Origin of the sequence: Pseudomonas sp. DP-17 (assembly GCF_022380625.1) — a bacterium.
In the GTDB taxonomy this organism is placed as follows: domain Bacteria; phylum Pseudomonadota; class Gammaproteobacteria; order Pseudomonadales; family Pseudomonadaceae; genus Pseudomonas; species Pseudomonas nitroreducens_A.
Map to the genome: position 1 here is coordinate 340,989 of NZ_JAKSXG010000013.1, position 13,193 is coordinate 354,181.

A 13,193-nucleotide genomic window follows, 5' to 3' on the forward strand; every position below is an offset into this window, starting at 1 on the left:
ATTACAGAACCTTGTTTAGCACGAAGTTATAATCATCTTCGGATGCGCAGTTTAGCACATGAATGATATTAACGGCGGGTTCTGACTCGCTGGCGACAATAAAATTCGACGGAATGCTTACTTCGGGATGCCCATATCCTGAGGGGGACAGCCAGTGCTTGGAAATCTGGTGAATATTCAACCCTTTAACCGCATCGGCGCCACCGTTGTGGTAAGGATCGGATCGAACGTCCATGGTCTTGTGGCGCATCCTTTCGTGGTACATTCCTGAGGCGTCAGTCAGGTGACCGAGCTCACCCACTATTCCATCTTTATCAGCATAGAGCCTGTCGAGTGCGTCATAGAAATTGACGGGGGCCGGCCACTGCAACTTGCTCGAAAATACTTCCTTGTATTTGTTCTGAATTACCAGCCTTATGCGATGAAGCCTTTTTTGCACATCATCGCTATTGAATTTCTTGATGCCATCTACCCTGATTTCAAGCGTATTATGGACTTTAGAGATAGAGACAGAGTCAAAGAGCTGGACAGGAGTCCGACGTATGCCGATTAGCTCATCGAAACTTCCGTAATTCTCCCGAGCCTCCTCGTCCATCAGCTCTGCTGGGAGTTCTGCACGTTCGGTAAGATTTTGGCGAGAGCAGAAAATGAAGTTAGAGCCTCCCTCAAAGTCCCATTGATCAACGCAGGTCACTTCAAGTGGCGCTTCCAGAAGCTCATCGCGAGAGAGTGGTACTGGGAAGGACTCGAGATATGGCGACTCGGAGTCAATAAAGTCTGCGGATAGAGCGATAAGCAAGTCCGCAGCCAGAGACTTGCCAAGATCGTAGATTACAACTGCTTTATCGGTGTAGAGCGTGAGCTCGTCGTGGATGGTCTGGATTGTATCCCGAAACTCATCTTTCTTGGCCGGGTCTTTAGCATACGGCTCTAGCTTTTTTACCGTGGCGGCCCAGCCAGTAGACACTGGCAATTCATTTGCTTTCAGTGCATTTCGAAAGCTAATAAACGAAATGTCACGAGCCTGAAGGGCTGCGATTAATTCAAAAGCCGTCATAAGCCTTCCTTGCATTTAGTGTAACGCCCTGGCTTGGCTGTTATGATTCAGTTGATTTCAGCTCTTTCCGGCCAATACGGCTAGCAATTTAAATGCAGCCGAAGTCGTTGGCGGAGGCGGGCCAAGGAAACTGAAAAATAAGGACAAGGACGCGAGGGGCGGGTGCTGCGAGTGCGGGGTTGATAGCGAACGGCATCCTTGCGGTCTCCTTTTATTTTTCCTTAATCAGTAACGCTGCGAGTGAATCTAGCCTTCGCCATTCTCTTAGCGTCAGCACTTTGACGCAAACAGAGCTACTGCGAGTTCACTATGCCTAAGGGGGAGACGGGATAGCAAGAGTAGGCATCTGATGCGCTGTGAGTCTGCAGATTTCTATCTCGCTTTGATTAGCTATTCTTCGCTGATTAGCTGTACAGCTAATCATACGATTTTAGCTAACTTATCCTGGCCTTCTGGCCAGCCAATCAACCAGGGTAACCGCTTCTGCGATGGCGCATTCCTCGGACAAGCTCCAGCAATCCCCCTTCGAGCAAGAGATGCTTGGCCTGGTCAGGCAGGCCCTGACAGAGGCTATCGACAGAGATGTCCGAGTAGCCACCAGATCGACGATCACCCCCTCAGGGCGACTTGATGGCTTGCTCAAGTTCGACTGGGACGGAGAACCTGTATTCGTGGCGATAGAGGTCATTCGAACCGCCTATCCACGGGATATCCCTGGAGTGATGTGGCACCTCGATGGACTGGCACTACGCCGCGAAAAAGCAAAGCCAGGAGCTCTCATCAAGCTGGTCGCAGCGGATCACCTCAGCCCTGGTGCGAAGTCGATACTCAAAGATAACGGCTACGCCTTCTTTGAGCGCAGCGGCAGTCTTTTTCTGCGCATGAAAAAAATGTTCGTCAACATCGAGCGCCCAGCGAAATTTCCACCCCGAGCACAGGCTACTGACTTATTCACAGAAGCCCGAGAAGGGGCAGTACATGGACTGCTCAGGAACGCCTTTCAGTGGATGGCAGGTGCGGACCTCGCAGAGCTATCACAGACCTCCACCTACACCTGCTCTGTTGTTCTACAGGAGCTAGAGCGCCGAATGTGGTGCGAAGCCCAAGGAGCCAGCAGAACCAAGCGGCGCAGACTCATTCAACCAGGACAGCTCCTCGACGACTGGGCTGCAGATTGGCAAAAGAGAAGCGTAAACAGATGCCGCGGTTACGTCTTCGTCGAAAATCCTCATCTGTTGATCGATCAGCTTGCCTACCTAGTGACGGAGTCTGGAGTGGACTTTCCTTGGGCTTTTACTGGAGCAGCGGCAGCCAATATCTATGCCCCCTTACTCACCAGTGTTAATTCCGCTGAAATCATCGTTCCACCGGGGTATGCAGAAATTCTGAGGCTGGCCTTAAAAATGAAGCCCGCGTCAAAAGGCAGCAACGTCACGATCGTCGAGCGTGGAGGCACCAGCCTGCAGTTTAGGGAGTCCTATTCCGCGTATCCCGCCTACTTCGCCAGCCCATTCATCCAGTACCTCGACTTGCTTGATGGGCATGGAAGAAATAAAGAGTTGGCAACCTATCTCAGAGAAAAAATGGAGCAAAAATGGGTGGCGGCCTGAAACCTCTGATCGCAATTGCATCAGAGGTCTCAACCGGCAAAACGCAGCTACCTAGCTAAGCACAAGGCTCGAAATGGGCCGTCTTGGATCGTCGATTCGGCAGATAAACGCACCCGACATGTACCTAGCTTTTGTCCGGAACATTTCCTTCGACGCCCACTGATCCGGCTAACCTGCCGGCGGGCTCAAGCTCCCGCCCCTTCGACAGTCCGACTCTGATAAGACGCTCCTCGAACTCCGTCATGCTTCCGGCCAGGCGCCTAGCTTCAGCTTGGTACTCGGCAATGAGTTGTGACTTTCCTTTCCACTTTTTCTTGAACATTGGCAGTTCTCAGAACAGTTTTTTGATGCGGCTGCACAAGAGAGGCCCCGGTCATTTCGAATCAAATTGCCTTCCACGCCAGCTACACAGCACCCCGCAGCTTCCTAATGCTCCCAAGCCGAGGGGTTCTGCAGGCAGATTACGAAGCGCGCTGAAGATGAACCTCGGCATCGAACACCATTGCTGCCGGAGTGCAAAACTCCGGGCGTTCAGACGTCGCCGTTAGATAGATCTGCCCTCCTTCTACGCGGATGCGGTATCCGGTCATCTCGCCACGCCTGTCCACAACTTCACTGACTTCAAGCAGAGGCTCCATGAGCCAGTGGCCCGCTGAATTCACAGCAGCAGGGGTTACGACCAAGGCCTCTTCAATCCAAAGCCTTTTGCCGATCTTCGCCACGAAATCCTGGAGCTCTTGGACGGTAGGGATGAGCATCATGCTGCGGTACGACGCCTTGCCATGCGCTCGAACGATTTGGAGATAGAACCAGGGCAGGATCAAGTCCTGCTCCACGAGAGACCAGAGCTGGTCCCCGTTAGAGCCTCGAAGTAGCCCGCCGAAAAATTCCGATTTGCGGTTCGTCAGGAACACAGCAGGACCCTCCTAACCTTAATGAGAAGACGTTAATGAACAATATATTTTGTAGTCATATATTGTTCAATGCCGCTTCATCCTTCCTTTTTGTGGAATCACAAAATGGAAGTCAGAGAGGCATTCGGCAAAGCGTTGCGACTGGCACGAATTAAACGGGGGCTGACTCAAGAGGATTTCTCTGTGGTTAGCAGCCGTACCTTCGTGAGCTTGCTGGAGCGAGGAGCCACCGCTCCAACGATCGAGAAGATCGAGGATCTATGCAGCGTGCTCGCCGTTCACCCAGCCACGCTGTTCGCCATCACCTACCTAATCAAGGAAGGCACCCTGGAAGACCGGGAGAGGACACTTAAACGCGTGATACAAGAACTGGATGAATTGCTGAGCTGACGGCATTGGCGAAAGCGCCTCGCGGCATCCGGTGTCACCGTTGACTCCATCACCATGGCCAGATGTAGGACCTACAGCCCAGATTCGGAGGCACGCCACGGTAATTTCGATCAAAAAAGTCAACGAAGCTACTTGCGATAAGGTCCTGCGCGAGGATCAGCGCGGCGGCGTTGTGCGCCAGGGCGCGCTTGACGATCTGCCGGGGATAGACGCTGGCGCTGTCGATGGAGCCGCGGAACAGTATCTCGAACGCCAGCACCCGATGGCGGTTGTCCATGAACAGGCAGGCGAAGACCTCGTGGGGCTCGTGGCGCAGCCGCGCCTTGAGGAAGTCGCGCACGGCTTGGGGGCTCTCCAGCGCCGAATTGCGGCTGAGCTGCTCGGCAAGATGACGCCGGGCGATTTCCAGTACGGCCTGCAACTGCACGAACTTGGCGACGCCCAGGCCCAGGTGACTGCAGAACGAATCCAGATCGGCCTCCAGCAAGGCGCGCAGGCTGCCGAATTCGCTCAGCAGGCGCCGCGCAAGATCGACAGCACTGCAGCCAACCACGCCGGTACGCAGGAAGATGGCGAGCAACTCGGCGTCGCTCAGGCTCGCCGCTCCTCTTTCGAGCAATTTTTCCCGCGGGCGCTCCGCCGCTGGCCAGTCACGAATACTCAAGGGACCTCCCCGTCAGGCCGCCCGCTGTTCCGGCGCAGGCGCTGTGCTATCTTAGCCCCCTCGCTTCGCGCAGCCGGAGGCCTGGGGAGGCGTCGCCGGCTTCAGCGCGCGTCATCCATTTCCGTATTTAAGGCTGGCCTATGCAGCGGCTCTATCGAAAACGCATCGTTCTGGGCGTCGGCGGCGGTATCGCCGCCTACAAGAGCGCCGAACTGGTCCGCCGGTTGCGCGACCAGGGCGCCGAGGTGCGTGTCGTGATGACCCAGGGCGGCCGCGAGTTCATCACCCCGCTCACGCTCCAGGCCCTTTCCGGCCATCCGGTCCACCTGGACCTGCTCGACCCCGCCGCCGAAGCGGCCATGGGGCACATCGAGCTGGCTCGCTGGGCCGACCTGGTGCTGATCGCCCCCGCCACTGCCGACCTCATGGCGCGGCTGGCCCAGGGCGTGGCCAACGACCTTTTGACCACCCTGGTGCTCGCCACCGACGCACAGGTCGCCCTGGCCCCGGCGATGAACCAGGCCATGTGGCGCGACCCGGCCACCCAGGTGAATGCCGAGCTGCTGCGTAGCCGCGGCCTGCATTTCTTCGGCCCTGCCGCCGGCAGCCAGGCCTGCGGAGACGTCGGCCCGGGACGCATGCTCGAAGCCGAGGAGCTGGCACAGCGCGCCGCCGACTGCTTCGAGTTCAAGGCCCTGACCGGCCAGCACATCCTGATCACCGCCGGGCCGACCCAGGAAAACATCGACCCGGTGCGCTACATCACCAACCACAGCTCCGGAAAGATGGGCTTCGCCCTGGCCGAAGCGGCCGCCGAAGCCGGCGCCCGCGTGACCCTGGTGACCGGCCCGGTGCACCTGCCGACCCCCGACCGGGTCAGCCGTGTCGACGTGGTCAGCGCCCGCGACATGCTGGCCGCCTGTGAAGCGGCGATGCCGGCAGACATCCTGATCGCCTCCGCCGCCGTGGCCGACTATCGCCCGGAGCTGGTGGCGCCGCAGAAACTCAAGAAAGACCCCACCAAGGGTGACGGCCTGCTCTTGCAGCTGGTACGCAATCCCGACATCCTCGCCACCCTTTCGCTGCGCGAGGATCGGCCCTTCAGCGTCGGCTTCGCCGCCGAGACCGAGAACCTGCTCGAATACGCCTCGCGCAAGCTCAAGGACAAGAATCTCGACCTGATCGTCGCCAATGACGTCGCTAATCCGTCCATTGGCTTCAATAGTGAAGAGAACGCCATCACGGTCATCGACCGCGAATTGCACAAGACTGCGTTCGCCCAGACCAGCAAGGGCAAGATTGCCCGCCAGCTGATTGCCTTCATCGCCGAACGCATCAATCAACACTGAGAACTCAATGCATTCCCTGCAAGCCAAGATCCTCGATCCCCGCCTGGGCAGCGATTTCCCGCTGCCGCAATACGCCACTCCGGGCTCCGCCGGCCTCGACCTGCGCGCCATGCTCCAGGAGGACTGCGTCCTCGAACCGGGCCAGACCGTGCTGATCCCCACCGGCCTGTCCATCTATGTCGCCGATCCGGGCCTGGCTGCGCTGATCCTTCCGCGCTCGGGCCTGGGCCACAAGCACGGCATCGTGCTGGGCAACCTGGTCGGCCTGATCGACTCGGACTACCAGGGCGAGCTGATGGTCTCCTGCTGGAACCGCGGGCAGACGGCGTTCAAGATCGCCATCGGCGAACGCATCGCCCAACTGGTGCTGGTGCCGGTGGTGCAGGCGCATTTCGAGCTGGTCGAAACCTTCGACGAAACCCAGCGCGGCGCCGGCGGCTTCGGTCACTCCGGTAGCCATTGACCTTTCCCTTTTCAGGATGAATCGCCGAGGAGACGTTGCATGAAACTTTTCCAACGCACTGCCAAGGACAGCGCCGAACTGCCAGAGCTCGTGCCGGCGGAGAAGCCCGTCAAAGGACCGGCTTCCAGGGTCGACCTCAAGCCGCTGCTGCCATCGCTGGTCCTCACCGTGGGCGGCGTGGCGGCAGCCGGTGCGCTGCTGTGGTTCAGCCTGTTCGGTCAGGCCGATCGCGCGCACGTCGCCCAGCTGAGCAATGCCTGGTCGGAAAACCAGTCCGGCGCATTGCGCCAGTCCTTGAACCTGCTGGCTGCGGACAGTCGCGCCATGGCGGGCGATCCGCAACTGCTGCCCACCCTGCAGGGCAATGACCCGGCGCGCATCGCCGCGCTGGAGAAGGCAATGACCCAGGGTCACCTGGACGGCCTGGTGGACGTCCACCTCAACGCCAACGGCCAGGCCGTGCAGGACACCGCTCGCCCCGGTCCGCTGAACTATGCCGCGCTGGACATGCTGCACCGCGTCGAAAGCGGCCAGGCCGTGGCGCCAGAGGCCTACAAGGTCGGTACCCGCTGGCTGGTGTACAGCCCCACCGCCCTGCGCGCGGCGGACAACTCGATCCAGGGTTCCCTGCTGCTGGTCGTCGACCTGCAACGCCTGCTCGGCAACCTGCCACCGATGTCCGCCGACATCGGCCAGCTGAAGCTTTCCCAGCAGTTCGGCAATTCACCGGCGCAGGTCCTGCTGCAACGCGGTCAGGCCGGCGACGCCACGCCGATGGAGCTGTCCAGCGGCAATCCGAACTGGAAGCTGAGCTTCACCCCCGGCCCGAGCGTGACCGGCCAGCTCTATTCGCCGTCCCTGCTGGGTATCGCCGCGCTGCTTGCACTGGCCGGCGGGCTGCTCGGCCTCTATCTTGCGCAAAGTGCGATGCAGCGCCGGGTCAGCAAGGATGCCCAGGCATTGGGGCAGTTCATTCAGGAACTCGCCGGCCAACGTACTGCCAAAGCTCCTGAGCTGAGCCTGCCGAGCCTGCAGGCCCTGGCTCAGGCGCTGGCCCGCCAGCCACGCCGCAAGACCGAAACACCCAGTGCCAGCGCTCCCGCCGCCCCGGCCGCAGCCGTTCAGCCGACCCCGGCTGTCGCTGCCGCCAGAGGCCCGGTCGCTGCCACCGAACCGCCATTGGTCGATCCGCTGTTCCAGAACACCGACATTCTGGACATCGATATTCTTGATGAAGACCAGGATCTCCTGGGATTGGAGCACACATCCGCTATGAGCACGCCTAAAACCCCACAGCTGCCCGCCAGCATCTTCCGCGCCTACGATATCCGTGGCGTGGTCGGCGACACCCTGACCGCCGAGACCGCCTACTGGGTCGGCCGCGCGATCGGTTCCGAAAGCCTGGCGCGCGGTGAGCCGTGCGTATCCGTAGGCCGTGACGGCCGCCTGTCCGGTCCCGAACTGGTCCAGCAACTGATCCAGGGCCTGGTCGACTGCGGTTGCCAGGTCACCGACATCGGCATGGTTCCCACGCCGGTCCTGTACTACGCGGCCAATGTCCTGGAAGGCAAGTCGGGCGTGATGCTCACCGGCAGCCACAACCCGCCGGACTACAACGGCTTCAAGATCGTCGTCGCCGGCGAGACCCTGGCCAACGAGCAGATCCAGGCCCTGCGCGAGCGCATCCAGAACGAAGACCTCGCCTCCGGCGTGGGCAGCGTGCAGCAGGTCGACATCCTGCCGCGCTACTTCCAGCAGATCCGCGACGACATCGCCCTGGCCAAGCCGCTGAAAGTGGTGGTGGACTGCGGCAACGGCGTGGCCGGCGTGATCGCCCCGCAATTGATCGAAGCGCTGGGCTGCACCGTGATCCCGCTGTACTGCGATGTCGACGGCACCTTCCCCAACCACCACCCGGACCCGGGCAAGCCCGAGAACCTGGAAGACCTGATCGCCAAGGTGAAAGAAACCGGCGCCGACCTCGGCCTGGCCTTCGACGGCGACGGCGACCGCGTGGGCGTGGTGACCAACGAAGGCACCATCATCTACCCCGACCGCCTGCTGATGCTGTTCGCCAAGGACGTGGTATCGCGCAACCCGGGCGCCGACATCATCTTCGACGTCAAATGCACCCGCCGCCTGATCTCCCTGATCAGCGGCTACGGCGGTCGCCCGGTGATGTGGAAGACCGGTCACTCGCTGATCAAGAAGAAGATGAAGGAAACCGGCGCCCTGCTCGCTGGCGAGATGAGCGGCCACATCTTCTTCAAGGAACGCTGGTACGGCTTCGACGACGGCATCTACAGCGCCGCGCGCCTGCTGGAAATCATCAGCCTGGACAAGCGCGACGCCGAGCGCGTGTTCTCCGCGTTCCCGCTGGACATCTCCACCCCGGAAATCAACATCACCGTCACCGACGAGGGCAAGTTCGCCCTGATCGAGGCGTTGCAGGCCCGCGGCCAGTGGGGTGAAGCCAACCTCACCACCCTCGACGGCGTGCGCGTGGATTACCCCAAAGGCTGGGGCCTGGTTCGCGCATCCAACACCACGCCGGTGCTGGTGCTGCGTTTCGAGGCGGACTCCCAGGACGAACTGGAACGCATCAAGGAAGTGTTCCGCACCCAGCTGAAAGCGGTCGACCCCGCCCTCAGCCTGCCCTTCTGACCCTGTAGCACTCATGCCGGAGCCCACCATGACCCAGAGCCGCGATGACGCCGCCCAGGTTGCCCGCGTCCTTGCCGAAGCCCTGCCCTACATCCGCCGCTTTGTCGGCAAGACACTGGTGATCAAGTACGGCGGCAACGCCATGGAGACGGACGAGCTGAAGAACAGCTTCGCCCGCGACGTGGTGCTGATGAAAGCCGTCGGCATCAACCCGGTGGTGGTTCATGGTGGTGGTCCGCAGATCGGCGACCTGCTCAATCGCCTGTCGATCGAGAGCCACTTCATCGATGGCATGCGCGTCACCGACGCGCAGACCATGGACGTGGTGGAGATGGTCCTCGGCGGCCAGGTGAACAAGGACATCGTCAACCTGATCAACCGTCATGGCGGCAGCGCCATCGGCCTGACCGGGAAGGACGCCGAGCTGATCCGTGCGAAAAAGCTCACCGTCACCCGCCAGACGCCGGAGATGACCAAGCCGGAAATCATCGACATCGGCCATGTGGGCGAAGTCACCGGCGTCAACGTCGACCTGCTGAACATGCTGGTGCAGGGTGACTTCATCCCAGTCATCGCGCCGATCGGCGTGGGCGCCAACGGCGAGTCCTACAACATCAACGCCGACCTCGTGGCCGGCAAGGTGGCCGAGGCGCTGAAGGCCGAGAAGCTGATGCTGCTCACCAATATCGCCGGCCTGATGGACAAGCAGGGCCAGGTACTCACCGGCCTGACCACCGAGCAGGTCAACGAGCTGATCGCCGACGGCACCATCTACGGCGGCATGCTGCCGAAGATCCGCTGCGCGCTCGAGGCGGTACAGGGCGGCGTGACCAGCGCGCACATCATCGATGGCCGCGTGCCCAACGCCGTGCTGCTGGAGATTTTCACCGACAGCGGTGTCGGCACCCTGATCACCAACCGCAAGCAGCGCTGATCAAAAGACACCCGCCAGGAGCGATCCTCGCGGGTGTATTTCCGTCTGGAGCCTCCGCATGGCCGCGTCTCCCGTTTCCCGCAACGACTTCAGCTTCTTCCACGGCCTGCGCGTACGCTGGTCTGAGGTGGACCCGCAAGGCATCGTCTTCAACGGCAACTACCTGACCTATGCCGACGTCGCCACCACCGAGTACTACCGCCACCTGGGTGTGAGCTACCCGGCCGACCTGCTGCGCGGCGGCGGCGATCTGTTCGCGGTGAAGACCACCCTGGAGTACCTGGCGCCCGCACGCTTCGACGACTGGCTGGAAATGGGCGTGCGCGTCAGCCGGCTGGGCCGCAGCAGCCTGACCTTCCAGGTATCGATCTGGTGCGAGGAAACCCTGCTGACGCTGGGCGAGCTGATCTACGCCTACGCTGGCGTTGACCGGACGAGCCAGCCCCTGCCGGACTGGCTGCGCGGAAAGATCAACGAATTCGAACGAGTCTCGCCGCAACAGTGAGCGGCGCAGCCTGGGCTCAGTTGCCCACCAGTTGGGCGACGCGGGCGCGATCTTCGGTAAAACTGCGCACCGCCTGCTCGCGCAATTGCTGATAGCGGGCAATGTCCTGTCGCAAGCGCTGTTCGTCGCTGCGCAGGTTGCCCAGTTGGGCGACCAGGTCATCAGGCACGGGGCGCCCGGCGCGCTCCTGATCGGCGGCGCGAGCCTGCAGGTTGGCCTGCTGCGTCTTCAGCGACTGCAGGTTGCCCTTGGCCACGCTGGTCAGCCCGTCGAGCTCGGCCAGCTTGCGCTCACGGGCCCGGTCGACATCTTCGACGCTGGTGTACATGCGCATCAGCTGCTGATCGGAACTGGCGCGGGCGGCGGCCGCCTTGCGCTGCTCGATCTCGGCGGCGGTGGGCGCCGGCGGCACCTCGCGGATCACCCGGCCCTGGTCGTTGAGCACCTGGTAACCTTTGCCGATGTACTGAGGCGGCACGCCCAGGCGGTCGATGACGGTGATGCCCTTGTCGTTGACGTAGCGGTACATCTCGACCTGGCCGGCCGGCTGCCCGGCCGCCAGCGCCCCGCCCGCGAGCATGGCTCCCAGAAGCCCCATCAACACCCTGTAACAGTAAGCACCCTGCTTGGCCATGCCCGACACCCTTGTTCCGGTTAGATACCGTACTGCGCTCGATACGCCTCGACTGCCGACAGATGCTGCTTGAGCTGCGCATCGCCAGCCAGATACTCCAGCACCTGCTCCAGCGAAACAATGCTGACGACCGGAATCGAGAAGTCCCGTTCGACTTCCTGGATCGCCGACAGCTCGCCCTTGCCGCGCTCCTGGCGGTTCAGCGCGATCAGTACGCCGGCCGCCTGCGCGCCCTGGGCGTCGATGATCTGCATGACCTCGCGGATCGCGGTGCCGGCAGTGATCACATCATCGATGATCAGCGCGCGGCCGGTCAGCGGAGCCCCGACCAGCGTGCCGCCTTCGCCGTGATCCTTGGCTTCCTTGCGGTTGAAGCACCAGGGCAGGTCACGGCCGTGCTGTTCCGCCAGCGCAATGGCTGTAGCGGCCGCCAGCGGGATTCCTTTATAGGCGGGGCCGAACAACACGTCGAAAGGTATGCCGCTGTCGACCACCGCGCTGGCGTAGAAACGACCCAGCTGGGACAGCGCAACACCGGTATTGAACAAACCGGCATTGAAGAAGTACGGGCTGGTACGTCCGGACTTGAGAGTGAACTCGCCGAAGCGGAGAACGCCGCGCTCGATGGCGAAGCGGATGAAATCGCGTTGATATGCGTGCATGGGAGAGAACCGGCCGGTATGAATTTAGCTAAACCGTTTGAGCTCGGGTATCATACACACACGTGATTTTGGGGGCCATTTATGCGGATCATCAGTGTGAACGTGAATGGTATTCAGGCTGCAGCCGAGCGTGGTTTGCTCAGTTGGCTGCAAGCCCAGAATGCCGACGTGATCTGCTTGCAGGATACCCGCGCCTCCGCTTTCGATCTGGATGACCCGTCCTACCAACTGGATGGCTACTTCCTGTACGCCTGCGATGCCGAAGTGCCCAGTCAGGGCGGCGTCGCAATCTATAGTCGTCTGCAACCCAAGGCTGTCATAAGCGGCCTGGGTTTCGAGATGGCCGATCGTTACGGGCGCTACCTGCAAGCCGATTTCGACAAGGTGAGTATCGCCACTCTCCTGCTGCCTACCGGGCAGGAAGGGGACGAGAACCTGAACCACAAGTTCAAGTTCATGGACGATTTCGCCCAGTACATGAACAAGCAGCGCCGCAAGCGCCGCGAATACATCTATTGCGGCTCGCTGTACGTCGCGCACCAGAAGCTGGACGTGAAGAACTGGCGCGAATGCCAGCAATCTCCGGGCTTCATGGCGCCGGAGCGCGGCTGGATGGATGAGATCTTCGGCACCATGGGCTACGTCGACGCCCTGCGCGAGGTCAACCGCGAAGGCGACCAGTACAGCTGGTGGCCGGAAAGCGAACAGGCCGAGCTGCTCAACCTGGGCTGGCGCTTCGACTATCAGATCCTCACGCCGGGTCTGCGCCGCTTCGTGCGCAACGCCAAGCTGCCGCGCCAGCCGCGCTTCTCGCAGCATGCGCCGCTGATCGTCGATTACGACTGGACGCTGAGCATCTGAGTCCCGATTCGTACGCCCTCGGCGGACAGAAAAAAGCCGGCTTAGCGCCGGCTTTTTCGTGCCCGGGATTACTTGATCGGGCGCCAGGTGAAGGGATAGCGGTAATCCAGCCCCTCGTTGGCCTTGATCCCGGCAATGATGGTCAGCACCAGCGCGCCGATGCTCACCAGCCCTAGCAGGAAGAAGCCGATCACCACCAGCATCAGCAGGCAGCTGACCACCACCGCAAGGCTCACGGTGATCTGGAAGTTCAGCGCTTCCTTGCCCTGACGGTCCACGAACGGGTCCGATTCACGCTTGATCTGCCAGACGATCAGCGGCCCGAGCAGGTTGCCGAACGGAAAGATGAAGCCGAGAAAGGCGGCGAAGTGGCAGAACATCGCCCACTGCCGGGCCTCCTGGCTCGGCTGAACCTGCTGTACCGGTACTTCGTCGCTCATCCTTTCGCTCCTTGCACTTGAAGATCGGGCGGGCTGGCCGCCGCCG

At 61.1% G+C, this 13,193-nt stretch carries 13 protein-coding genes and 1 pseudogene; 8 read left to right on the forward strand and 6 right to left on the reverse strand.

Annotated features, from left to right (window positions below; all coding sequences use genetic code 11):
* Nucleotide 1: 1 nt before the first annotated feature.
* Nucleotides 2-1,057, reverse strand: coding sequence for a hypothetical protein (locus MJ122_RS21835; RefSeq protein ID WP_239746017.1), 1,056 nt, complete (start codon nt 1,055-1,057; stop codon nt 2-4).
* A 536-nt stretch (nt 1,058-1,593) separates the two neighbouring features.
* Between MJ122_RS21835 and MJ122_RS21840 the strand changes: the two genes are divergently transcribed.
* On the forward strand, nt 1,594-2,667 hold the full coding sequence (locus MJ122_RS21840; RefSeq protein ID WP_239746018.1) for a type IV toxin-antitoxin system AbiEi family antitoxin: 1,074 nt from the start codon (nt 1,594-1,596) through the stop codon (nt 2,665-2,667).
* Between the two features lie 461 nt (nt 2,668-3,128).
* On the opposite strand, the gene MJ122_RS21845 is transcribed toward MJ122_RS21840, so the two are convergent.
* The gene (locus MJ122_RS21845; RefSeq protein WP_239746019.1) at nt 3,129-3,491 is read right to left on the reverse strand and encodes a hypothetical protein; all 363 of its coding nucleotides are present in this window, start codon (nt 3,489-3,491) and stop codon (nt 3,129-3,131) included.
* 195 nt (nt 3,492-3,686) lie between these two features.
* Here MJ122_RS21845 and MJ122_RS21850 point away from each other — a divergent pair, with 195 nt between their 5' ends.
* Entirely contained in the window at nt 3,687-3,971 is a 285-nt protein-coding gene (locus MJ122_RS21850) for a helix-turn-helix transcriptional regulator (RefSeq protein ID WP_239746020.1), read from the forward strand.
* A 151-nt stretch (nt 3,972-4,122) separates the two neighbouring features.
* On the opposite strand, the pseudogene radC reads toward MJ122_RS21850, so the two are convergent.
* A pseudogene (radC, locus tag MJ122_RS21855) lies at nt 4,123-4,635 on the reverse strand (DNA repair protein RadC); the annotation flags it as partial.
* A gap of 140 nt (nt 4,636-4,775) precedes the next feature.
* Here radC and coaBC point away from each other — a divergent pair.
* From coaBC to MJ122_RS21880, 5 genes are read left to right on the forward strand one after another with little or no spacing between them, the layout of a single operon-like run.
* The gene (coaBC, locus tag MJ122_RS21860) at nt 4,776-5,984 is read left to right on the forward strand and encodes a bifunctional phosphopantothenoylcysteine decarboxylase/phosphopantothenate--cysteine ligase CoaBC (protein ID WP_088419883.1); all 1,209 of its coding nucleotides are present in this window, start codon (nt 4,776-4,778) and stop codon (nt 5,982-5,984) included.
* A 7-nt stretch (nt 5,985-5,991) separates the two neighbouring features.
* The gene (dut, locus tag MJ122_RS21865) at nt 5,992-6,447 is read left to right on the forward strand and encodes a dUTP diphosphatase (RefSeq protein ID WP_017520716.1); all 456 of its coding nucleotides are present in this window, start codon (nt 5,992-5,994) and stop codon (nt 6,445-6,447) included.
* A 39-nt stretch (nt 6,448-6,486) separates the two neighbouring features.
* Nucleotides 6,487-9,111, forward strand: a complete 2,625-nt coding sequence (locus MJ122_RS21870; protein WP_239746021.1) for a phosphomannomutase/phosphoglucomutase — start codon at nt 6,487-6,489, stop codon at nt 9,109-9,111.
* A gap of 28 nt (nt 9,112-9,139) precedes the next feature.
* Nucleotides 9,140-10,045, forward strand: coding sequence for an acetylglutamate kinase (argB, locus tag MJ122_RS21875; protein WP_017520714.1), 906 nt, complete (start codon nt 9,140-9,142; stop codon nt 10,043-10,045).
* Between the two features lie 58 nt (nt 10,046-10,103).
* Nucleotides 10,104-10,550 (forward strand): thioesterase family protein, encoded by a 447-nt coding sequence (locus tag MJ122_RS21880; protein WP_088419879.1) that lies wholly within the window; start codon nt 10,104-10,106, stop codon nt 10,548-10,550.
* Nucleotides 10,551-10,566: 16 nt separating this feature from the next.
* On the opposite strand, the gene MJ122_RS21885 is transcribed toward MJ122_RS21880, so the two are convergent.
* Both MJ122_RS21885 and pyrE read right to left on the reverse strand, forming a co-directional pair.
* A complete protein-coding gene (locus MJ122_RS21885; protein ID WP_239746022.1) occupies nt 10,567-11,184 on the reverse strand; it encodes a DUF4124 domain-containing protein in 618 nt (205 codons plus the stop codon).
* Nucleotides 11,185-11,204: 20 nt separating this feature from the next.
* Complete coding sequence (gene pyrE / locus MJ122_RS21890) at nt 11,205-11,846, reverse strand: orotate phosphoribosyltransferase (RefSeq protein WP_088419875.1); 642 nt, start codon at nt 11,844-11,846, stop codon at nt 11,205-11,207.
* Between the two features lie 81 nt (nt 11,847-11,927).
* Between pyrE and MJ122_RS21895 the strand changes: the two genes are divergently transcribed.
* Complete coding sequence (locus tag MJ122_RS21895; protein ID WP_017520710.1) at nt 11,928-12,707, forward strand: exodeoxyribonuclease III; 780 nt, start codon at nt 11,928-11,930, stop codon at nt 12,705-12,707.
* Nucleotides 12,708-12,775: 68 nt separating this feature from the next.
* Here MJ122_RS21895 and MJ122_RS21900 read toward each other — a convergent pair whose 3' ends face one another.
* The gene (locus MJ122_RS21900; protein ID WP_088419871.1) at nt 12,776-13,147 is read right to left on the reverse strand and encodes a DUF4870 domain-containing protein; all 372 of its coding nucleotides are present in this window, start codon (nt 13,145-13,147) and stop codon (nt 12,776-12,778) included.
* Nucleotides 13,148-13,193: the final 46 nt, after the last annotated feature.

What these genes read in the sequence shown, in the direction of transcription:
- MJ122_RS21835 (WP_239746017.1), bottom strand. Translation starts at nt 1,057, where the DNA reads ATGACGGCTTTTGAATTAATCGCAGCCCTTCAGGCTCGTGACATTTCG.
- MJ122_RS21840 (WP_239746018.1), top strand. Translation starts at nt 1,594, where the DNA reads ATGCTTGGCCTGGTCAGGCAGGCCCTGACAGAGGCTATCGACAGAGAT.
- MJ122_RS21850 (WP_239746020.1), top strand. Translation starts at nt 3,687, where the DNA reads ATGGAAGTCAGAGAGGCATTCGGCAAAGCGTTGCGACTGGCACGAATT.
- coaBC (WP_088419883.1), top strand. Translation starts at nt 4,776, where the DNA reads ATGCAGCGGCTCTATCGAAAACGCATCGTTCTGGGCGTCGGCGGCGGT.
- dut (WP_017520716.1), top strand. Translation starts at nt 5,992, where the DNA reads ATGCATTCCCTGCAAGCCAAGATCCTCGATCCCCGCCTGGGCAGCGAT.
- MJ122_RS21870 (WP_239746021.1), top strand. Translation starts at nt 6,487, where the DNA reads ATGAAACTTTTCCAACGCACTGCCAAGGACAGCGCCGAACTGCCAGAG.
- argB (WP_017520714.1), top strand. Translation starts at nt 9,140, where the DNA reads ATGACCCAGAGCCGCGATGACGCCGCCCAGGTTGCCCGCGTCCTTGCC.
- MJ122_RS21880 (WP_088419879.1), top strand. Translation starts at nt 10,104, where the DNA reads ATGGCCGCGTCTCCCGTTTCCCGCAACGACTTCAGCTTCTTCCACGGC.
- MJ122_RS21885 (WP_239746022.1), bottom strand. Translation starts at nt 11,184, where the DNA reads ATGGCCAAGCAGGGTGCTTACTGTTACAGGGTGTTGATGGGGCTTCTG.
- pyrE (WP_088419875.1), bottom strand. Translation starts at nt 11,846, where the DNA reads ATGCACGCATATCAACGCGATTTCATCCGCTTCGCCATCGAGCGCGGC.
- MJ122_RS21895 (WP_017520710.1), top strand. Translation starts at nt 11,928, where the DNA reads ATGCGGATCATCAGTGTGAACGTGAATGGTATTCAGGCTGCAGCCGAG.
- MJ122_RS21900 (WP_088419871.1), bottom strand. Translation starts at nt 13,147, where the DNA reads ATGAGCGACGAAGTACCGGTACAGCAGGTTCAGCCGAGCCAGGAGGCC.